This window comes from Desulfovibrio sp. An276, from assembly GCF_002159665.1.
GTDB classification, from domain to species: Bacteria; Desulfobacterota; Desulfovibrionia; order Desulfovibrionales; family Desulfovibrionaceae; genus Desulfovibrio; species Desulfovibrio faecigallinarum.
On the sequence record NZ_NFJC01000008.1, the window covers coordinates 1 to 19,386 of the forward strand.

At 57.9% G+C, this 19,386-nt stretch carries 18 protein-coding genes, 2 tRNA genes and 1 rRNA gene; 12 read left to right on the forward strand and 9 right to left on the reverse strand.

Annotation, left to right across the window (positions count from 1 at the left end; translation table 11 throughout):
* Positions 1-83 (forward strand): 5S ribosomal RNA (rrf, locus tag B5F76_RS15565); the annotation flags it as partial.
* Between the two features lie 164 nt (positions 84-247).
* Here the strand turns inward: rrf and B5F76_RS05185 are convergent.
* From B5F76_RS05185 to purM, 4 genes are all read right to left on the reverse strand, one after another.
* A complete protein-coding gene (locus B5F76_RS05185; RefSeq protein ID WP_087351987.1) occupies positions 248-880 on the reverse strand; it encodes a flavodoxin family protein in 633 nt (210 codons plus the stop codon).
* Positions 881-1,181: 301 nt separating this feature from the next.
* Positions 1,182-1,919 (reverse strand): 1-(5-phosphoribosyl)-5-[(5-phosphoribosylamino)methylideneamino]imidazole-4-carboxamide isomerase, encoded by a 738-nt coding sequence (gene hisA, locus B5F76_RS05190; RefSeq protein WP_087351988.1) that lies wholly within the window; start codon positions 1,917-1,919, stop codon positions 1,182-1,184.
* Between the two features lie 82 nt (positions 1,920-2,001).
* The gene (locus B5F76_RS05195) at positions 2,002-2,706 is read right to left on the reverse strand and encodes a hypothetical protein (protein WP_239406967.1); all 705 of its coding nucleotides are present in this window, start codon (positions 2,704-2,706) and stop codon (positions 2,002-2,004) included.
* 43 nt (positions 2,707-2,749) lie between these two features.
* Positions 2,750-3,817 carry a phosphoribosylformylglycinamidine cyclo-ligase gene (purM, locus tag B5F76_RS05200; RefSeq protein WP_087351990.1) on the reverse strand — a complete coding sequence of 356 codons (1,068 nt, stop codon included), beginning with the start codon at positions 3,815-3,817 and terminating at the stop codon, positions 2,750-2,752.
* Positions 3,818-4,129: 312 nt separating this feature from the next.
* Here purM and amrS point away from each other — a divergent pair, with 312 nt between their 5' ends.
* Positions 4,130-5,173: an AmmeMemoRadiSam system radical SAM enzyme gene (gene amrS, locus B5F76_RS05205; protein WP_087351992.1), complete on the forward strand. Its 1,044-nt coding sequence runs from the start codon at positions 4,130-4,132 to the stop codon at positions 5,171-5,173.
* Between the two features lie 67 nt (positions 5,174-5,240).
* Here amrS and B5F76_RS05210 read toward each other — a convergent pair whose 3' ends face one another.
* Together B5F76_RS05210 and murA are read right to left on the reverse strand one after the other, a co-directional pair.
* On the reverse strand, positions 5,241-6,023 hold the full coding sequence (locus B5F76_RS05210; RefSeq protein ID WP_087351994.1) for a BON domain-containing protein: 783 nt from the start codon (positions 6,021-6,023) through the stop codon (positions 5,241-5,243).
* A 77-nt stretch (positions 6,024-6,100) separates the two neighbouring features.
* The gene (gene murA, locus B5F76_RS05215; protein ID WP_087351996.1) at positions 6,101-7,357 is read right to left on the reverse strand and encodes a UDP-N-acetylglucosamine 1-carboxyvinyltransferase; all 1,257 of its coding nucleotides are present in this window, start codon (positions 7,355-7,357) and stop codon (positions 6,101-6,103) included.
* Positions 7,358-7,603: 246 nt separating this feature from the next.
* Here murA and B5F76_RS05220 point away from each other — a divergent pair.
* Together B5F76_RS05220 and B5F76_RS05225 are read left to right on the forward strand one after the other, a co-directional pair.
* Positions 7,604-7,679 (forward strand) — tRNA-His (locus B5F76_RS05220).
* A 59-nt stretch (positions 7,680-7,738) separates the two neighbouring features.
* Positions 7,739-7,815: transfer RNA gene (locus B5F76_RS05225), tRNA-Pro, on the forward strand.
* A 70-nt stretch (positions 7,816-7,885) separates the two neighbouring features.
* Here the strand turns inward: B5F76_RS05225 and amrB are convergent.
* The 3 genes from amrB to B5F76_RS05240 form a co-directional block, all read right to left on the reverse strand.
* A complete protein-coding gene (gene amrB / locus B5F76_RS05230; RefSeq protein ID WP_087352000.1) occupies positions 7,886-8,758 on the reverse strand; it encodes an AmmeMemoRadiSam system protein B in 873 nt (290 codons plus the stop codon).
* Between the two features lie 11 nt (positions 8,759-8,769).
* Positions 8,770-10,026 carry a dihydroorotase gene (locus B5F76_RS05235; RefSeq protein WP_087352002.1) on the reverse strand — a complete coding sequence of 419 codons (1,257 nt, stop codon included), beginning with the start codon at positions 10,024-10,026 and terminating at the stop codon, positions 8,770-8,772.
* A 105-nt stretch (positions 10,027-10,131) separates the two neighbouring features.
* On the reverse strand, positions 10,132-11,076 hold the full coding sequence (locus B5F76_RS05240; protein WP_087352126.1) for an aspartate carbamoyltransferase catalytic subunit: 945 nt from the start codon (positions 11,074-11,076) through the stop codon (positions 10,132-10,134).
* Between the two features lie 460 nt (positions 11,077-11,536).
* Between B5F76_RS05240 and B5F76_RS05245 the strand changes: the two genes are divergently transcribed.
* The 8 genes from B5F76_RS05245 to B5F76_RS05280 all read left to right on the forward strand — a co-directional run bounded on the left by B5F76_RS05245 (position 11,537) and on the right by B5F76_RS05280 (position 19,299).
* Complete coding sequence (locus tag B5F76_RS05245; protein ID WP_087352005.1) at positions 11,537-12,334, forward strand: sulfite exporter TauE/SafE family protein; 798 nt, start codon at positions 11,537-11,539, stop codon at positions 12,332-12,334.
* 258 nt (positions 12,335-12,592) lie between these two features.
* The gene (locus B5F76_RS05250) at positions 12,593-13,558 is read left to right on the forward strand and encodes a helix-turn-helix domain-containing protein (RefSeq protein WP_087352007.1); all 966 of its coding nucleotides are present in this window, start codon (positions 12,593-12,595) and stop codon (positions 13,556-13,558) included.
* A gap of 185 nt (positions 13,559-13,743) precedes the next feature.
* Complete coding sequence (locus B5F76_RS05255) at positions 13,744-14,616, forward strand: YitT family protein (RefSeq protein WP_087352008.1); 873 nt, start codon at positions 13,744-13,746, stop codon at positions 14,614-14,616.
* Positions 14,617-14,769: 153 nt separating this feature from the next.
* Complete coding sequence (locus tag B5F76_RS05260) at positions 14,770-15,894, forward strand: branched-chain amino acid ABC transporter substrate-binding protein (RefSeq protein ID WP_087352010.1); 1,125 nt, start codon at positions 14,770-14,772, stop codon at positions 15,892-15,894.
* A gap of 51 nt (positions 15,895-15,945) precedes the next feature.
* A complete protein-coding gene (locus tag B5F76_RS05265; protein ID WP_087352012.1) occupies positions 15,946-16,851 on the forward strand; it encodes a branched-chain amino acid ABC transporter permease in 906 nt (301 codons plus the stop codon).
* Positions 16,848-17,816: a branched-chain amino acid ABC transporter permease gene (locus B5F76_RS05270; protein WP_087352014.1), complete on the forward strand. Its 969-nt coding sequence runs from the start codon at positions 16,848-16,850 to the stop codon at positions 17,814-17,816. Before B5F76_RS05265 ends, B5F76_RS05270 begins: the two co-directional genes overlap by 4 nt.
* Entirely contained in the window at positions 17,813-18,589 is a 777-nt protein-coding gene (locus tag B5F76_RS05275; RefSeq protein ID WP_087352016.1) for an ABC transporter ATP-binding protein, read from the forward strand. The genes B5F76_RS05270 and B5F76_RS05275 overlap by 4 nt, the downstream gene beginning before the upstream one ends.
* Positions 18,589-19,299, forward strand: a complete 711-nt coding sequence (locus B5F76_RS05280) for an ABC transporter ATP-binding protein (RefSeq protein WP_087352018.1) — start codon at positions 18,589-18,591, stop codon at positions 19,297-19,299. Before B5F76_RS05275 ends, B5F76_RS05280 begins: the two co-directional genes overlap by 1 nt.
* Positions 19,300-19,386 lie beyond the last annotated feature (87 nt).

Below are 19,386 nucleotides of genomic sequence, written 5' to 3' on the forward strand. Positions count from 1 at the left end.
TCCCATTCCGAACTCGGAAGTTAAGCTCCTTTTCGCCGATGATACTGCATATCTTCATGTGGGAAAGTAGGTAGTTGCCAAGATTTTTCATGAAAGCCCCGTAGAGCACATTCTGCTCCGGGGCTTTTTCTTGATCTGGGGGCAGACAGCCTTCCAGGGCTTTAGCCTGCCCCAGCAAGCACAAGGAAAAAGACCTCCACATCCCCTTGGGGGAGAAGCGGAGGCCTTGAGCTGGCTGTTGGTGGCTCTAGCGGATGAAGTTTGTGAAGGTCACCTCTTCCTGCTTTGGCAGGGGGATGCCGGCCTTGTCGGCTGCTTCCCTGCACTTCAGAAAGTAGGCCATGTTGCGGGCAAGGAAGCGCATGTCCTGCATGCCTTCGAGGTCGTGCACCACGTCCTCGGCATTCAGGCCGTGCACGCCGTTCCAGTAGCGGGCGCTGATGATGGGCATCTGGCACAGGGCAAAGTACTTGTTCAGCTGATCGATGGTTGCCGTGATGCCTGCACGCCTGGCACAGACCACGACTGCTGCGGGCTTCAGGGCAAAGCGTCCGCCATTGCCGTTGAAGTCGGCAAAGAAGGCCCTGTCCATGAAGCACTTGATTTGCCCTGAAGAGGCACCCCAGTGGACAGGAGAGCCGAAGATGAAGCCGTTGTAGTCTGCGGCAATGTCCAAAAATTCGTTCACCCTGTCCTTGAAGACACACTGGTTCTTTTCTGCGCACTTGCCGCAGCCAAGACAGCCTGCCAGGGGCTTGATGCCTACCCAGAAGAGATCCGTGCCAATGCCTTCCTCTTCCAGAGTCCTGGACACTTCCATGAGCGAGGTATAGGTCGAGCCCTTTTGGTGCGGACTCCCGTTCACAAGCAAAACCTTCATGATATCCTCCTGCAGGCTTGGGGCCTACTATGATTTGCTGTTTCATGAAGGATAGGTGCTCTCCCTCATTCGGGCAATGTTCGGTTTTTCTTATCTCTTGCCTGTTTCGCTCACTGCCAGAAAAGGGACATGCTTTTGAGTAGAGAGGTCATGTCTGTACGGCCAACCAACTCTGCCCATGGTCTTTTCGAATGCCCTTGCGTATTTTGTCGCAGCACCCGATGGGCAGGCCATGGGATGCGGGTACGACATTGAAAAGGAGGGAACTTCACGGCTCCCCCCTTGCATCAGAAAGTCTTTGCTATTTGGCCTTCTGGCTGTCTATCCAGGCATTGGCCTCGGCAAGGTCCAGGGTCTTTTCGTACAGTGCCCTGCCACTGATGGCACCTTCAAGGCCAAGGCTGGTTAACGGGTAGAGTTTTTTGATATCGTCAAGGGTGGTGACGCCGCCTGCCGCAAGGACAGGCACAGGAGAAGCCTCACAGATTGCGCGCATCTCTTCCAGGTTCACACCCTGCTGCATGCCGTCGCGCTCTATGTCCGTGTAGACTATAAAGGCAGTGCCAAGCTCCACAAGCTTTTTGACCGCGTCAACGGCCTTTACGCCGCTGTCCTCGGTCCAGCCCTTGGTCTTGAGTATGCCTTTCTTCGCATCCAGGGAGACGCCAATCTTGCCAGGGTATGCCTCGCACATTCTTGCCAGAAGCTCTGGCTCGTCTATGGCCACCGTGCCTATGAGCAGGCGTGTAACACCTGCCTCCATGTAGGCTTTGGCTGTCTCCATGCTGCGGATGCCGCCACCAAGTTCCACGGGGATCTGCAGCTTCGAGCAGATGTCCCTGACAAGCGCCCTGTTGGTGGGTTCTCCCTCGAAGGCTCCGTCCAGATCGATGACGTGCAAATAGCGTGCTCCCTGGCGTTCCCAGGCCAGGGCAGCTTCTACGGGATCCTTTGCGAAGACCGTTGTTTCATTGGCCTTGCCCTGACGCAGGCGCACGCAGGCGCCGTCCTTGATGTCCACAGCTGGGAGCACAAGCATGGTATTCTCCTTTTGTGTCGGGATATGAAAAAACCTGACGCCAGTCGAAAGCGTCAGGCTTTGGGTCGAATTGGTGAAACGATTATTTTTTGCCCTGTATGGCTGGCTGCTGCGCGTAGGGGCTTAAAAGACCCATGTCCTGCAGCATGATGGTCATGCCCTCGCGGGCAAGGTCCAAGCCGGTGACCCAGGCGCCCTTGCGCTTGAAAAAGTCGCCGACTGTCAGAAGGTTGCTGGTCAGGCCTTCCTGCTTTTCCCTGAAGACCTGGTGGCTGTGCACAGTGCCTGTCTGCGTGCGGATGAGGTAGAACTCGATGTGCACGCTGGCGGACTTTGTGACACCTGCCGCAGAGCCTTCGCGCTCGTGCCAGTCCAGAACCTGGGGCACCAGGATAAAGTCCTTGCCGGTCTTTTTGGCAAACTTTGCCCAGCCGGGCAAAGCCTGGGGCTCGGAGGTCGCCCTGAAGCTTGTGCTGGTCGCAAGGAAGGGCGGCAATGTCTTCTCGAAGGAGACAGAGCGCACGCTCTCCCTGCTCGTCAGAAGGGTACGCAGCTCGTTGTCCAGCTGCATGAGCTGATTGGCCGGGATGCAGCCTTGGTTTTCGGGCAGATGCCCCATGATGAGGTTGCAGGCCTCGGTGGGCTGGGAGAAGGGCACAACGGCTATGGAGTAGCGCGGGCTCAGGACCCTGGGCACATCGGCTGTGGAGGCAGGCTTCTTCTGGCAGCCTGTCAGAAGAAGCAGGCTGCAAAGCGCAAGAAGGACAAGGTTACGGAAACGCAGCATGGTTGTTCTCCCTAATGGCTGCCAGGCGTGGGATGCCTGGAGGCTAGGCCTTGTCGCCGAAGTTGATGACAAGCTGCTCGCTTGTTTCCGAGGCGCGCCTGGCTATGGTGCCAATCTGCCAGGCCTTGTGGTTGAAGGCATTGATGCGGTTGATGGTCTCCTCGGCCTTTTCGCTCGGCACAACCAGAACGTAGCCTATGCCTGTGTTGAAGATCTGGCACATCTCTTCCCAGGAGAGGTTGCCTGTTTCCTTGAGCCAGTTGAAGACAGGGGGAATGTCCCAGGAGCCAAAGTTGATGTCCGCTTCCACAGTGGCAGGCAGCACGCGGGGAATGTTGTCGTAGAAGCCGCCGCCGGTGATGTGGGCCATGCCGTTGATGGGCAGATCGCGCCACAGGGACTTGACCGTTTCGACGTAGATGGCTGTGGGGGTGAGCAGGACTTCGGCAACAGTGCGGTTTTCCTCGCCGGGGAAGGGATCCGTACCCTTCAGGCCGGACTTTGCGAGAATCTTGCGAACCAAAGAATAGCCGTTGGAGTGTACGCCTGTGGAGGCTATGCCGATGATGGCATCGCCCACGCGGATGGCTGAGCCGTCGATCAGGCGATCGTTGCTCACGATGCCCACGCAAAAGCCTGCCAGATCGTACTCGCCGTCGCCGTACATGTCGGGCATTTCGGCTGTCTCGCCGCCGAGCAGGGCGCAGGCGGACTGCTTGCAGCCTTCGGCCACGCCGGCAATGACTGTCTGGGCTGTCTCGATGTCGAGCTTGCCTGTGGCAAAGTAGTCCAGGAAGAAGAGCGGGGTTGCGCCCTGAACCAGGATGTCGTTGACACTCATGGCAACGAGGTCGATGCCCACGGTGTCGTGCTTGTCAAAGAGGAAGGCCAGCTTGAGCTTGGTGCCCACGCCGTCCGTGGAGGAAACAAGCACAGGATCCGACATGCCGTTGATGTCCGGACGGAACAGGCCGCCGAAGCCGCCGATGTCGGAAATCACACCCTTGGTGTGGGTTTTGGCAACGATGTCCTTGATGCGGGAAACAAGGGCGTTGCCGGCCTCGATGTTGACGCCGGAAGCGGTATATGCTTTGGACCTTTCTGAAGACATAGGGGTTACTCCTTGTTGGGTAGGGCATGGTATCAAAAATTGTATTGATTTTCAAAGCAAAAAGGCGCGCGAAAAGCAATTTTTCCCACGCTGCCGGGGGCTTTGTGTAACACTGCGGTATTCCTTTTGTATCCCGAAAAAAGGATTTTGCTGTCCTGTTCCCTTGTGCATTTGGGGGGCTGGGCATACGGGCGCAAAGGCTGTAGAAAAGGGACAGAACATGCATAGGGCGCGGTACAATTGTCTGTACCGCAATTTGGCTTGCGGGATAAGGACGCCTGCTGCAAGGGATGACGGCATGAGGAGGAAGGCATGAGAGAAGCACTCTTCTGGGAAAGGGCCAATACAGCCGATGGAGCCAGCGTGGATGCAGCCCAGGGTCGCGCAGTGCGCTGTACGCTGTGCTTCCACAGATGCCTTGTGAAGGAGGGAGCTGCAGGCTTTTGCGGTGTTCGCGTGAACAGGGAGGGCACACTCTTCACCCTTGTGGACGATGAGGTGGCAAGCCTTGCCCTGGATCCTGTGGAAAAAAAGCCGCTCTTTCACTTTCTGCCAGGCACGGCCACGTTGTCTTTAGGAACACTTGGCTGCAACTTTGCCTGCAAGTTCTGCCAGAACTCGCGCATCTCCCGCATGCCCGCAGACACAGGGCGCTTTGCAAGGGGAACCCGCGTGACGCCAAAGGCCCTTGCGGACCTTGCCGTGCGCGAAGGAGCGCCAAGCATTTCCTGCACCTACAACGAGCCTACAGTTTTCTACGAGCTTGTGAAAGGCATAGGGGAGAGTGCAGCCGAAAAGGGGCTCAAGGTAATTCTTGTGACCAACGGGGCCATGGCAAGGGAGCCTCTTTTGTGCTTGAAGGGCCTTGTGCACGCAGCCAACGTGGACCTGAAGTCCTTCAATCCCGCCTTCTACCGCGACGTGTGTGCTGGCAGCCTCAAGACAGTTCTGGACAATCTGGTTCTCATGAAGGAGATGGGGCTGTGGCTGGAGGTAACAACCCTGGTCATCCCCGGCCTCAACGATAGCGACGAAGAACTTCGCGAGATTGCGGCCTTCATCCGTGACAACCTTGGAGCCTCGACACCCTGGCACGTGTCCGCCTTCTTCCCCTGCTATCAAATGCAGGACAGGCCTCGTACGCCTCCGTCCACCATCCACAGGGCCTGCGAGATCGGCCGAGCAGAAGGCCTCCATTACGTGTATGGAGGAAATGTGGCAAACAGGGAGGACGAGGCCACCTATTGTCCCCATTGCCACGCCCTGTGCATGGAGCGCTCGGGCTTTCGGGTGCTCACGCCCTGCACGGGCATATGTCCTTTTTGCGGAACAGCCCTTGCCGGGGTCTGGGCCTAGCAAGAAAGACAAGACAGGGAAAAGGGGCCGGCCGGATATGTCCGGTCGGCCCCTTTGGGACTACGGGCTAGACATTGTCTATGTCGCCATAGGGCGTGTCGTCTGGAGTGGCAAAGGGCGTGTCGCCTTCAGGACTTGTGTCCGGTGCCGTGTCAGGCAGATTCTGGCCTTGCGGGGCGCTCTTGGCGGGCTTTGCCTTTTGCGGCTTTGCCTGCGTCTTTCCTGCGTTCCTTGGTGCCTTCGGCTGGGACTTGGGCTGATGGAAGCCCTGGTAGGTAATGCCTGTGGGCCTGAAGTTCGAGCCAGGCTTCATGGGCAGCATGATGTAGCTTGTGACAGTCAAAACGCCATTGACCTCTCTGGCAGCCCTGACAGCGGTCTTGCGCTCGTTGCTGTCGTTGGCAACGCCCAAAAGGACCACACGATCGGAGTTCACCTCGGTCTCGATGCGGGTGGAGTTGAGGTTGCCTGTGCCTATGAGTGCAGAGCGCAGCTTGGTGGCCATCACGAAGTTGTTGGTCTCTGCCACCCTTGGCGAGAACCAGTGCGTTGTGACAGAGCGCACCCTCTTGTCCCTCTTGGCAATCTTCACTGCCTTTGCGCGCATCTCCTTCGGGCATTCCCCCACAAGGAAGACGTGGCCGTAGAAGCAGTGCACGCTGATGTTCCAGCCGTCGGCAAAGCGTTCGGCCATGAGGTCCTTCTTGATCAGTCCGGAAATGGCGTTGTCTGAGCCCATGGTGTCTACCAGACGCTCGTCCGAGGCAGTGCTGTACACGGCACAGCCCTGTATGAGGCAGACGAGGGCCAGGCAGGCAAGAAGAAGCGAAAGTTGGCAAAGCTTTTTCATACAATACCGACGCCCCTGTCCGGGGCGCCGCCTCCTTGTTTTTTCCGGAAAACGTTTTCCTTGCGCAGGCTTGAGGCCTAGTCGTCCTCGTGCTCGCGGCGTATCTTCGCACCCACTGCGCTCAGCTTGTCCTCGATGTGCTCGTAGCCCCTGTCGAGGTGGTAGATGCGGCGGATCTGTGTTTCGCCTCTGGCTGCAAGGCCTGCCAGGACCAGGGAGGCAGAGGCGCGCAGATCCGAGGCCATGACAGGTGCTCCTGTCAGGTGATCCACGCCGCGCACAAGGGCCGTGTGGCCGTTGATCTGAATGTCTGCGCCCATGCGCACAAGCTCAAGCGCATGCATGAAGCGGTTTTCGAAGATGCGCTCGTCCACTATGCTCACGCCTTGCGCAAGGCACATGAGGGCCATGACCTGGGCCTGCATGTCCGTGGGGAACCCGGGGTAGGGCTGGGTGCGTATTTCCGTGGCCTTCAGGGGACCCGACATGGACGCCGCAAAGCCCTCGTCGCAGTGCTCGAAGCGCATGCCCATGGACTCAAGAACGCTTATCACGGACTCGAGCGCGTCCACTGGGCAGTGGGTGAGCACGATCCTTCCGCCTGTCATGCCAACGCAGGCCAAAAAGGTTGCCGCCTCTATGCGGTCCGGCATGATGGCATAGGTGGAACCCTTCAGGCTTGTAACACCCTCGATCTCGATGGTGGAGGTACCCTGGCCGCTGATTTTTGCCCCGCAGCTGTTGAGGAAGTTTGCGAGATCCGTGATTTCCGGCTCGCGGGCCGCGTTGTTGAGCTGGGTTGTGCCGTCTGCCAGCACTGCAGCCATGATGAGGTTTTCCGTACCGCCCACAGTGGGCATGTCGAAGGTTATCTGGGCGCCGCGCAAATGATCGCAGCGACCTATGATGTTGCCACCCTCAAGGGTAAAGGTGGCGCCCATCTTCTCAAGGCCCTTCAGATGCTGATCTACGGGCCTTGCACCAATGGCGCAGCCTCCGGGCAGGGCCACTGTGGCCTTGCCGAGGCGGGCGATGAGGGGGCCCAGGCACAGGACAGAAGCGCGCATGGTGCGCACAAGATCGTAGGGGGCCTCGGGGGTCAGGGTGCCCGGCTCCATGTGCACGCGCTTGCCCTCCTGGGTGCAGCTGCAGCCGACCAGGTTCAGAAGCTTCAGGGTCGTGCGGATGTCACGCAGGTTGGGAACATTGAAAAAATCCTGCGGCCCCTCTAGAAGGATGGAGGAAAGCAGGATGGGGAGAGCAGCGTTCTTTGAGCCGTTGACGTCGATGACGCCGCTCAAGGGGCGCCCGCCTTCTATGATCAGCTTGTCCATATGCAAGTATCCGGTGTTTCGTTCTCTGCCTGTACGGCAGTTTGGGTGCGACAAAAATTGGGGCTGCCCAAAGCGCAGCCAGCCAGCAGACTATAGACGGAAAATCTGCAAAATTCCACATTTTTGCCAGCCCTGTCCCAGGGCTGACCTGGGCCCCTTGCATCACGAAAATGAAATTTTTTTGACAAAAGGGCAAAAAAACACTTGCCAAGGAAGGGGGCTTTGTATACATTGCCTTTCTGCGTGGCGGAAGTAGCTCAGTTGGTAGAGCATCTGATTGTGGCTCAGAGGGCCGAGAGTTCAAGCCTCTTCTTTCGCCCCACTTTTGCCTAAAATCCCCGCGGCCTCAACGTTGCGGGGTTTTTCATTGGGGAAACCCATCGGGATGTGGCGCAGCCTGGTAGCGCATCTGGTTTGGGACCAGAGGGCCGCCCGTTCAAATCGGGCCATCCCGACCACAAATTCGAAGGCGTCCTGTCGCACTGCGGCAGGACGCCTTGTCTGTTTTCCGGGCTTTGGTGTTTCGGGCTAGAGGTAGAAGCGCACGCCAGCGTAGCCTACGACCTTTTCGAAGTCGCCTGCCACCCTGCCGGATGTTTCGTGGGCCACAAGCCAGGCCTTGCGTGTGGGGACAAGGCGTATGGCGCGCAGGGCGTGGAGCGCCAGGGCCATGGGACCTGCGCCGCACATGGTAATGCAGTTTTGGGCGCAGGTTTCGAGCAAGCCCCGTGCGTCCTCTGCCAGGACCTTTTCAAGGGCCAGATTGTCCTTGGCCATGGTCGTCTTTTCGTCCTCGTAGTGATTCATGTCCGAACTCACCACGATCCCCACCTCGCCTTTCACTATGGCGTCACCTGCCACCTCGGCCAGAGCAAGCCCTGCTGCCTTGAGGTCCGCGTTTGTCTGGCTTGCAATGCACACCGGCACAATATCGAAGTCCGTTCCCTGCTTCGTTGCCATGGCCTGCAAAAGGGGGAGCTCGACCTCTATGGAGTGCTCCTTCATATGGCAGAGCGTGTCTGCCGCAAAAGGCTTCTTCGCAGCAAGCTTCTGGGCAAGGTCTGCGTTTACCGGCACCAAGCCTAGGGGCGTTTCCCAGGCTCCGTCCGACCACACCCCGAAGCGCGATCTGCCGTAGCCCGTGTGGTTTGGGCAAAGCAGGATCACTGTCTTCGGAAGCCTTGTGCCAAGAAGGGCAGCGCAGGCCACAGGAGCGCTGAAGATGTAACCCGCGTGGGGCAGCATAAGCATGCAGGGGGTATCCAGGGCATCCTTTTTCGGCTGGGCATCGGGCCCGAAAAAGGTGGAGGCCCCGGAAAGGCACATGGCGATCATGCCCTGCAGATCCTTTGCGGTGCCCGGGTAGAAGCGCCCGGCAACCACGCTCTTGCGCACATTCATGATACGCCTCCCTAGAAAAGCTGCCAGCCGTCCTGCCAGTGGTGCTTTACGCGTCCCTTGAGTGTCTTGCCGATGTAGGGGGTGTTGCAGCTTTTCGAGCAGAGGTTTTCCTTTGCGACCACCCACTCCTCGTCCGGGTCAAAGAGGATGAAGTCCGCAGGGTCTCCGGGGTTGAAGCGGTTGCAGGGAAGGTTGAAGATTTCGTTGGGCCGCACTGCCATAAGGCGCACGACGTCCGCCTCGTTCAGGATGCCTTCGCGCACAAGCTCCCAGACCAGGGGCAGGGAGAGTTCAAGGCCGATAAAGCCGTTGGGCGCCTGATCCAGGGTGGTGTTCTTCTCGTACTCTGCGTGGGGCGCATGGTCTGTGACAATGATGTCTATGACGCCGTCCTTCACAGCCTTGCGCATGGCTTCCCTGTCCCTTGCAGTGCGCAGGGGAGGGTTCACCTTTGCCAGGGTGTTGTAGCCGGCAAGCTCGGTTTCGTCGAGCATGAGGTAGTGGGTGCAGGTCTCGGCTGTCACCTTCACACCCCGCTCCTTTGCGCGGCGTATGACGTCCACTGCCATGGCGCAGGAAACGTGGGCAATGTGCACAGGGATGTCCAGATACTCCGAGAGCATGATGTCACGCGCAACCTGTATGGCCTCGCCTACCACGGGCTGGCCCATGACACCGAGTTTTGCGCTCATCTCGCCCTCGTTCATGAGATAGCCAGGGGCAAGCTGATCGTCCTCGCAGTGGTCCGTGAACTTCAAGCCCAGATCCCAGGCGTACTCCATGGCCCGGCGCATGAGTTCCGTGTTGGTCATGGGGCGACCGTCATTGGTGACGCACACGCAGCCTGCCTCCTTGAGCTCAGCCAGGGGAGAGAGCCCCTCGCACTTGAGGCCGGGGGTGGCAGCAGCTGCGGGAAAGAGCCTCGGTCCATGGGGATGGGTCTTTTCGGCCTTTTCCAGCATGTAGCGCGTGACTGCCGCGCTGTCGTTCACGGGTTTGGTGTTGGGCATGCAGATGACGGAGCCAAAGCCACCGTGTGCCGCAGCCTCAAGCCCGGAGTTTATATCTTCCTTGTACTCGAAGCCGGGATCGCGAAAATGCACATGGCAGTCCGTGAGGGCAGGCAAGAGCACAAGCCCCTTTGCGTCCACCTGTTCGACATCCTGCGGGCCCTTGCCCTGGGGAACCATGGTGACAATGCGGCCGTCCTCGACAAGAACGTCGACCTTCGATCCAAGATACAATGCGTTGGTCAGGCAAAATTTCATATATCTTTTAAGGAAGGGCCAAGGCCTCTTCCTGCCTCCTTGAAAGTTCGTGTCCGAAAAATGCAGAAGATTGTGTGAAACCGGGGCTATGCCCCTAGTGTGGCCCTAGTTGTTGCGCGTGCCGAGCAGGTAGAGCACGGCCATGCGCACGGCAACGCCTGCAGAGACCTGATCCAGGACCAGGCACTGCTCGCTGTCCGCCACGTCGCTGGCTATTTCCCAGCCTCTGTTCATGGGACCGGGGTGAAGCACGACTGCGCCCTTGTTGGCCTTCATGAGCCTGTCGGATGTGAGGCAGTAGCGCTTCGAGTACTCGGAGAGCATGGGGAGAAGGCCAGCCTCCTGGCGCTCGAGCTGCAGGCGCAGGCACATGATGGCGTCCACTCCTTCCACAGCCTTGTCGAGGTCCGAGCAGACCTCGCAGCCCCAGAAGTCCGTCTGGCGGGGGATCAGGGTGCGGGGGCCGCACAGGCGCACCTTGGCGCCCAATAGCTGCAAAAGGAAGATGTTTGAGCGCGCGACCCTGCTGTGCTCAATGTCGCCCAGGATGAGCAGGGTCTTGCCGGAAAAGTCCGATCCCCAGACCGAGCGCAGGGCGTAGGCGTCGAGCAGGGACTGGGTAGGATGGGCGTGCCAGCCGTCGCCGCCGTTGACAATGCTGCAGGGCAGAAGGTTTGCGATATACTCGGCAGCGCCTGAGCTCGAATGGCGGATGACAATGATGTCCGGGCTCATGGCCTGCAGGGTCAGGGCCGTGTCCTTGAGGCTTTCGCCCTTGTTCAGGCTCGATCCGGATTTGGCTAGGGAGAAGGTATCCGCGGACAGGCGTTTTGCGGCCACATCGAAGCTTGTCTTGGTGCGGGTGGAATTTTCCACAAAGAAAAGAATGACTGTCTTGCCCTTGAGAGTGGGCACCTTTTTCACCGGCCGGGAGTTGATCTCCTGAAAGCTCTGCGCAAGATCAAGCAGGTGCAGGACATCTTCCTGGCTCAAGGCAGAGACGTCGAGCAAATCCTTGTGGTTCCAGAGGTAGCGGTTGTCGGTATTCACTTTGGACACACTCCTGGCTTTTTTGAGGTTGATATGGATGGGGGATTTTTTGGGCACAAAAAAACCGCCTTGGTTACCCCTTGAAAGGGGAGGCGGAAAAAAGGGAAACAGGAAAAGCGCTGGCGCAATGCCTTGTGGTGGTACCGTCGTGCGGACCCATGGTCGAACAAGGTTTCCATGCTCTCTCCCTGCGTCTCGAATTTGTCATATCAGAAAGATATCCTGACAAGATACCATGATATGGGGCACTTTTGCCCTGCAGGACAAAATGACAGATACGGGCGCAAAAGGCAAGAGCGGATCCGGTCCTGCAAAAGGCAGGGGAGAGCTTTGCTCTTTTTTTCGTCGTCCCTTTCCCGAAGCCTGCTTTTGGTGTAGAGGGTTCCCCGTCCCCCGATATTTTTTGGGGAAAACTTTCCCAGGGGCATTTCGCCATGGGGTTCCCTTTCCGAGGCTTGTCATGATCCTGTCCATTCTCATCTTCATGTTCTGCGGCGCCATTGCCGGCGTTCTGGCCGGCCTGCTTGGCGTGGGCGGAGGCATTGTCATCGTGCCCATGCTCGACTTTGTGTTCACGAAGTTCGGCTACAATCCCGCTGTGGTCCATCAGCTGGCCCTCGGCACCTCCCTGGCAACGATTATAGTCACCTCCATCTCCAGCTCCCGCGCCCACCACAAGCGTGGGGCCGTGCACTTCGACATCCTGAAGAACATCACCCCGGGCATCTTGGTCGGCACCTTTCTGGGCGGCCTTGTGGCAACCCATCTGCCGGTCTTTTTCCTGCGCGCCTTCTTCGTGGTCTTCCTCTTTGCCGTGTCCGCGCAGATGCTCTCGGGCTACAGGCCCGCTGCCTCCCGCGAGATGCCCGGCTTTGTGGGCACAGCCTCGGTAGGCGGGCTCATTGGCCTGATCTCCAGCTTTGTTGGCATTGGTGGCGGAACCCTTTCCGTGCCCTTCATGACATTCTGCAACGTGCCCATTCATCACGCGGTGGGCACCTCGGCAGCCATTGGCTTCCCCATAGCCGTGGCAGGCGCCCTGGGCTACGTTGTGGGAGGCTGGGGTGCCCCCGATCTCCCCTCTGGCTGCCTTGGCTACGTGAATCTGATGGCCTTTGCCGGCATAGCAGCCGTGAGCTTCTTCACTGCCCCCATCGGCGCCCGCATTTCCCATTCGCTGCCCACAAGCAAGCTGAAGAAGGGCTTTGCCATCTTCCTTATCTTTGTTGCCCTGCGCATGCTCTGGAACCTCTTCTAGGGAGAGGTCCTGGTCGGAATAAAAAGTTATTGCGGGCAAATGGCAGGAAACCCTGCGTGCTGCCCGTGATTTTTGGGGCAGAGAGCTCGTCCTTTGGGACGGGCTCTCTGCGTCTAAGTGCTGCGCTCCTTCTATCCTGTTTGGACAGGTGTTTACTTTTTTGGAAAAAAGTCCATACAATCAACAAGAGGCTCTGTCGCCGGTCTGTTGTCCTGATCTTTTTTGTGCGGAGCAGTCTGAACCCGGAGAGTAGGCAAAATGTTCAGCAAGAATCTCAGATATTATCGCCTCAGGGAGGGGATAAGCAAAAAGGAGCTTGCGCATCGCGCTGGTCTTTCGCCTCAGGCGATCTCCAACTATGAGAATGACAAAAGACGCCCAGACATTGCGATCATCAGGAAAATAGCCCAGGCGCTCAACAGATCGATTGCCGATTTTCTCTACGAGAGGGATCAGAGTCTTCTCTTCCAGCATGGAAGCTTCAGAAGGAACAGTTTCCTCACAAAGGCACAGCAGGACCTTGTGCGCGAGGCTGTAGAGGAATACTTCTCCCGATTTTTCAGTATTGTGGAAGTACTTGGCGGGGAAGTGCTTCCCCCGACTCCTGTCTGCCATACCCTGGAGTTTTCCTTGTCGGATGAAGAAAACGCCCGTCACTTGAGGCAATGTCTTCGCCTGTCAGAGGAAGGACCAGTTGGCAATCTGATACAACTATTGGAAAACAAAGGAATTCTTGTCTATTTGCATGATGGAGACAGGCAATTTTCCTGTTTGGGCGGAACGATCAATGGGCGTCCCTATGTAGTGCTCAACAAGAACATGCATGCCGAACGCATGCGCTCCACTCTCGTGCAGAAGCTGGTAGATCTCATGTTTGTCTGGCCTTCCGACATGCCCGACAAGGAACAGGAACGTAGGGCAACTGCCATCAGCGGAGCCTTTCTTTTCCCGAAAGATGATGTCAGGCGCGAACTTGGCCTGCACAGAAAAGGTATCAGCAAGGATATGGAAGCAGTTTGCCAGGAATATGGTATCTCCAAGCTGCTGCTTGCCAGGCGCGCCCGCACTTGTGGCGTGATCAGCGTGTCCGCTGAAAGGGCTTTTTGCACACATGCCAGTTCCTGGGGGTGGAAGACGAACGAGCCCGAGCGCATGAGCGAGAAGAAGCTACGCTTTTTCGTCAGCTTGTTTTCCGCGCTGTCAGCGAGGACGAGATTTCTGTGAGCAAGGGTGCAGAGCTTCTGAGGATACCTGTCAGCGTACTCATTCGGTCCTGCCATTTTCCTTCGTGAAGTGAGTCATGTGACAAGCGTCATGGACTCTCGGTCGTATATCTGCAAAGTTTTTTTTTCCATAAACATCAACACAAGGAGGATCTGTTCTCTGCAACAGATCACTATAGTGAATCCATGCTGAAGAAAACATACAATCGCAAGCTTGCGGAATCCATACCCTGGAATCTCTTTCTGCTCACAGTGGGCGGTTCCTTGCAGGCACTTTGCCTGCAGTGCATAAGCCCGCAGCACGACTTTTTGTCCACAGGCCTCATGGGCCTCTCTTTGCTTGCGCACTTTCTGGACCAGGAAACAAGCGTTTCGATCTGGTATTTCCTCTTTTCCATGCCCTTCTACGTCCTGGGCTGGTTTGTCGTGAGCAGGCGCTTTTTGTGCTACACCCTCTACGGCACCTTTGTGACTACCCTGGCCGGCATGTTCTACAACCACATGGGCTACGTCATCCCTGTCACCAACGAGCTCTACGCAGCTGTCCTTGGCGGCATGCTGCTCGGAACCGGCGGCGGCATCATGCTCAGATCCCTGGGATCAGGCGGAGCACTCGATATCGTGTCCGTTTTCCTGCGCAACAAGTGGAACATACAGATAGGGCAGTTCATGCTCTGCTTCAACTGCGTGGTCTTTGCCCTGGGCTTTATGCTGGGCTACGATCTGGATCACGTGATGGCTTCCATCATCATGATCTTCATCAGCGCCAACCTGCTCGATTATGTGCTTGGCATGTTCAACCACCGCAAGATGGTGCTCATCATCTCCGGCCGCGGCGAGGAGATGGCAGAGGTCATCATGGCAAGCGAGCCCTTTGGCATAACACTTTTGCGCGGAAAGGGTGCCTATTCCGGGCAGAACAGGGAAATACTGCTCACAGTGACCAACAACATGGCCCTGAAGCGCCTGGAAACCATTGTCTTTGGCGTGGATCCGCATGCCCTCTTCATAGTGGAAAACACCTTTTACGTGGCAGGTGGCCAGTTCCGCAGGGGATAGACAGGAAAAGCAAACACTGACGGCCCTTTCCCGTGGACAACGCGGAAAAGGGCCTTTTTTTTTGCAAGTTTTTTCGCTATACTTCCGATTTCCCGCCTGCCCATGCTCTCACGGAGCAGGGAATACGACAATGCAACTTCTTTAGGAGGCGTTATGAGGAAATTTGCAAAGGCTGCCCTGGCGCTTGCGCTGATGCTGGCCATGTGCGGCACTTCCCTTGCCGCTGATTTCAAGCTGGGACTCATGTGCCCCCAGACCGGCAAGTGGGCTTCCGAAGGCATGGACATGAAGAATGTGGTCATGCTGCTTGTGGACAAGGTCAACAAGCAGGGTGGCATCAATGGCCAGAAGATCGAGCTCATTATCGAGGACGACGCGGGTGATCCCCGCTCCGCAGCCCTTGCAGCCCAGAAGCTGGCCTCCTCTGAAGTGACTGCCGTCATTGGCACCTACGGTTCCGCTGTGACCGAGGCCAGCCAGAACATCTACGACGAAAGCGAAATCGTGCAGATCGCCACAGGCTCCACCAGCATCCGCCTCACGGAAAAGGGCCTTGGCTACTTCTTCCGTACCTGTCCCCGCGATGACGCCCAGGGCCTTGCCGCTGCCGATGTCATCAAGAAGAAGGGCTTCAAGAACATAGCCCTTGTGCACGACAATTCCTCCTACGCCAAGGGCCTGGCCGAAGAGACCAGGGACGCTCTCAAGGGCAGTGGCGTCAACATCGTCTTCTACGATGCCCTCACCCCCGGCGAGCGCGACTACACTGCCTCCCTCACCAAGATGAAGGCAGCCAACCCCGATTTCATCTTCTTCACCGGCTACTATCCGGAAACCGGCATGCTTTTGCGCCAGAAGAAGGAGATGGGCTGGGAAGTGCCCATGATGGGCGGTGACGCAGCCAACCACGCAGACCTTGTGAAGATCGCAGGTCCTGCTGCAGCTGCAGGCTACTTCTTCTTGAGCCCGCCGCTTCCCCAGGACATGGACACCGATGCAGCCAAGGCCTTCCTCGCCGACTTCAAGGCCGAGTACAAGAGCCTGCCCGTCTCCGTGTGGGGCGTCATGGCCGGCGATGCCTTCGTGGCCATCGAGGCTGCGCTGAAGGCCGGCAAGACCACCTCGCAGGACATCGCGGATTTCCTGCACAATGCCAAGGACCTGCCCGCCATTACCGGCACCATGGGCTTTGACAAGAAGGGTGACCGCGTGGGCGATTTCTACCGCGTCTACGTCGTGGACGAGACCGGCGCCTTCAGGATCGAGCCCAAGAACTAGACTTCAAGGACGGGAAGGGCCTCTTGCGAGGCCCTTCCCCTGTCACAAGCCATGGAATTTTTTGTACAGCAGCTTTTGAACGGCCTTGCCGTAGGTGGTATCTACGCCCTGGTAGCCCTGGGCTATACCATGGTCTACGGCGTGCTCAAGCTCATCAACTTTGCCCACGGCGACCTCTTTGCCGTGGGTGCCTACCTGGGCCTCACCCTGCTTGTGAGCTGCCACTTGGGCCAGACGCTTCCGCCCTTTTTCGCGGTGCTTCTGGTCTTCGTGCTTGTTGCGCTCATGGTGGCCCTTGTGGGCTATCTTCTGGAGCGCGTGGCCTACAGGCCACTGCGCAGCGCAGGGCGCCTATCGGCAGTGGTGAGCGCGCTTGGCGCCTCCATATTCTTCGAAAATGCGCTCATGCTCATCTACGGAGCGCGCGTTTTCGTCTATCCCGATTTTCTGCGCCCGGACTTCACTGTGAGCCTGTTCGGCTACCAGATTCCGGGCATGCGCCTTCTGGTCATTGCCGTGAGCGTGGTGCTCATGATTGCCCTGCAGGTCTTCATGCTGCGCACCAAGGTGGGTGCAGCCATGCGGGCTGTTGCCATTGACCAGGGGGCTGCCCGCCTCATGGGCATCAACGTGAACCGCATCATCTCCCTGGTCTTTCTCATAGGCCCGGGTCTTGGCGGTGCTGCAGGCATCCTTGTTGGCATCTACTACGGGCAGATAGACTTTCTCATGGGCTGGTCCTACGGCCTCAAGGCCTTTACCGCTGCCATTCTGGGCGGCATTGGCAACATCCCTGGCGCCATGGTGGGCGGTCTGCTTTTGGGTGTTGTGGAAGCCATGGCCTCTGCCTACTTTGCCGTGGCCTGGAAGGACGCAGTGGCCTTCTTCGTGCTCATCCTCATTCTCATCGTGCGACCCACGGGTCTTCTGGGCGAAAGGACGGCGGACAAGCTATGAACGCAAGAAAGGTTCGCTTTATCACCGGCCTCGCCCTGGGCATTGTGCTCGCGGTCCTGCCCTTCTTTGTGAACAACTACTGGACGGACGTGTGCGTGAGCATAGGCCTCTACGCGCTCCTGGCCCTCTCCCTCAACGTCATCCTGGGCCAGGCCGGCATCTTCCACATGGGGCATGCCGCCTTCTACGCAGTGGGTGCCTACACAACGGCCATCCTGAACACCATGTTCCAGTGGCCCATCTTCTGGACCATGCCCCTGGCAGGTCTTGCCGCAGGCCTTGTGGCCCTGGTTGTTGCACGGCCCATCATTCACCTGCGCGGCGACTATCTGCTCATCGTGACCATCGGCATTGTGGAGATCGTGCGCATTGCCCTTGTCAACGACATCTTTGGCATCACAGGCGGCTCCAACGGCCTTTTCGGCATTTCCCGTCCCCAGGCCTTCGGCTTTCGCATAGTCAAGAGCATACACTTCTACTACCTTGTCTGGGGCATGTGCGGCATAAGCCTTCTGCTCTTCCATTTCCTGTGGAATTCGCGCTTTGGCCGCGCCCTGAACTACATCAAGCACGATGACATCGCGGCAGAGGGGTGCGGCGTTGACGTGAGCCACTACAAGCTCATGGCCTTTGTACTTGGAGCCTTCTGGGCTGGCATGGCCGGCACGCTCTATTCGGCCAAGATGCTCACCATTGCCCCTGCCTCCTTCAACTTCATGGAGAGCGTGATCATCTTTGCCGTGGTCATTCTCTCTGGCGGAAGCCAGCTCGGCGTGCTCGTGAGCGCCTTCCTCTTCATTGGCCTGCCAGAGCTCATGCGCGGGCTCACGGAATCGCGCATGCTTTTCTTCGGCCTTGCCATGATGCTCATGATGGTCTGGAGGCCCCAGGGCATTTTGCCGCCCTTGCCCCGCATCTACAAAAAGGCTCTAGCCAGGGCCCAAGCCAGGGAGAAGTCAGAGTGAGCCTTCTTGAAGTTGCATCCATCACCAAGATCTTTGGTGGACTCGTGGCCCTGAACGAAGTGGCCTTTACCGTGGACAAGGGCTCCATTGTGGGCCTCATCGGTCCCAACGGTGCAGGCAAGACCACGGTCTTCAACTGCATCACCGGAAACTACGTGCCAGAGCGGGGGGACATTCTCTTCCGCGGCCATTCCATAAAGGGAAAAAAGCCCCACAAGGTGGTCGAGATGGGGATAGCAAGGACCTTCCAGTCCATTCGCCTCTTCGGCAAGCTGAGTGTACTGGAAAACGTTCTGGCTGGCCGCCACTGCCGATTGAAGTCCGGACTCTTTTCCTCCCTTTTTCACATGCCTTCCCAAAGGCGCGAGGAGGAGGAAGCCATCGAGCGCTGCCTTGAAGAGCTCAAGTTTGTGGGCCTCGAGGACCACTGGGAAGACGAGGCAGGTTCCCTTGCCTACGGAAGCCAGCGTCTTTTGGAGGTGGCACGAGCCCTTGCAGCGGATCCCGAGCTCATCATCCTGGACGAGCCTGCCGGCGGCATGAACGATCAGGAAACTGCGAGCCTTGTGGACGTCATTTCCGCCATACGCGCGCGGGGCATAACGGTTTTGCTCATAGAGCACGACATGCGCCTGGTCATGAAGATATGCGAGAAATTGGTCGTTCTTGAGCACGGCAATCTCATAGCCCAGGGCGATCCGGAGACTGTGCGCAGCAATCCGGACGTCATCGAGGCCTATCTTGGCACGGACGAAGGGGACGAGGATTTCTGATGGCTCTGCTTGAAATAGACAATCTGCACGTATCCTATGGCCGGGTGGAAGTTTTGCACGGCATCTCCCTCTATGTGGACGAGGGAGAGATAGTCACCCTGCTTGGCGCCAATGGCGCAGGCAAGAGCACAACCCTTTTGTCCATAAGCCGCCTTGTGACGCCTGACAGCGGCAGGGTGGTCTTTGACGGCATGGACCTTTCCCGCTACCAGAGCCACGAGGTGGTTGGTCTTGGCATAGCCCAGTCTCCAGAAGGCCGCAGGGTCTTCGGCACCATGACTGTGGAAGAAAACCTGAAGCTCGGGGCCTTTCTGGTGGAGGACAGGGAGAAGAAGGAGCGCACCCTGGCCTGGATCTACGAGCTCTTCCCCCGCCTTCTGGAGCGCAGGGAACAGCTTGCAGGAACCCTTTCCGGCGGCGAGCAACAGATGCTTGCCATAGGCAGGGCTCTCATGGCGCAGCCGCGCCTGCTTCTTCTCGACGAGCCTTCCCTGGGCCTTGCTCCACTGCTTGTGAAGAGCATCTTCCAGACCATACGCCGCATTGCGGACAATGGGGTCACGGTCCTTCTGGTGGAACAAAACGCCAGGGCTGCCTTGAGGCTTGCAAGCCGCGGCTATGTGCTCGAAGTGGGCAATGTTGTCATGCAGGACACGGCCAGGGGACTTTTGTCCAACCCGAGCGTGCGCGAAGCCTATCTGGGTGGGTAGCATTCTTGCGAACAGGACTTTGAGAACAGGGAGAAGTGGACAAGGCTTCTCCCTCTTTTTTTGAGCATGCTGGCTGAGGGCCGGGAG

Coding starts and splice junctions, on each gene's coding strand:
- B5F76_RS05260 (WP_087352010.1), top strand. CDS start 14,770: ATGAGGAAATTTGCAAAGGCTGCCCTGGCGCTTGCGCTGATGCTGGCC.
- B5F76_RS05210 (WP_087351994.1), bottom strand. CDS start 6,023: ATGAAAAAGCTTTGCCAACTTTCGCTTCTTCTTGCCTGCCTGGCCCTC.
- murA (WP_087351996.1), bottom strand. CDS start 7,357: ATGGACAAGCTGATCATAGAAGGCGGGCGCCCCTTGAGCGGCGTCATC.
- B5F76_RS05245 (WP_087352005.1), top strand. CDS start 11,537: ATGATCCTGTCCATTCTCATCTTCATGTTCTGCGGCGCCATTGCCGGC.
- B5F76_RS05185 (WP_087351987.1), bottom strand. CDS start 880: ATGAAGGTTTTGCTTGTGAACGGGAGTCCGCACCAAAAGGGCTCGACC.
- amrB (WP_087352000.1), bottom strand. CDS start 8,758: ATGAATGTGCGCAAGAGCGTGGTTGCCGGGCGCTTCTACCCGGGCACC.
- B5F76_RS05270 (WP_087352014.1), top strand. CDS start 16,848: ATGAACGCAAGAAAGGTTCGCTTTATCACCGGCCTCGCCCTGGGCATT.
- B5F76_RS05195 (WP_239406967.1), bottom strand. CDS start 2,706: ATGCTGCGTTTCCGTAACCTTGTCCTTCTTGCGCTTTGCAGCCTGCTT.
- B5F76_RS05265 (WP_087352012.1), top strand. CDS start 15,946: ATGGAATTTTTTGTACAGCAGCTTTTGAACGGCCTTGCCGTAGGTGGT.
- B5F76_RS05250 (WP_087352007.1), top strand. CDS start 12,593: ATGTTCAGCAAGAATCTCAGATATTATCGCCTCAGGGAGGGGATAAGC.
- B5F76_RS05255 (WP_087352008.1), top strand. CDS start 13,744: ATGCTGAAGAAAACATACAATCGCAAGCTTGCGGAATCCATACCCTGG.
- B5F76_RS05280 (WP_087352018.1), top strand. CDS start 18,589: ATGGCTCTGCTTGAAATAGACAATCTGCACGTATCCTATGGCCGGGTG.
- hisA (WP_087351988.1), bottom strand. CDS start 1,919: ATGCTTGTGCTCCCAGCTGTGGACATCAAGGACGGCGCCTGCGTGCGC.
- B5F76_RS05235 (WP_087352002.1), bottom strand. CDS start 10,026: ATGAAATTTTGCCTGACCAACGCATTGTATCTTGGATCGAAGGTCGAC.
- purM (WP_087351990.1), bottom strand. CDS start 3,817: ATGTCTTCAGAAAGGTCCAAAGCATATACCGCTTCCGGCGTCAACATC.
- amrS (WP_087351992.1), top strand. CDS start 4,130: ATGAGAGAAGCACTCTTCTGGGAAAGGGCCAATACAGCCGATGGAGCC.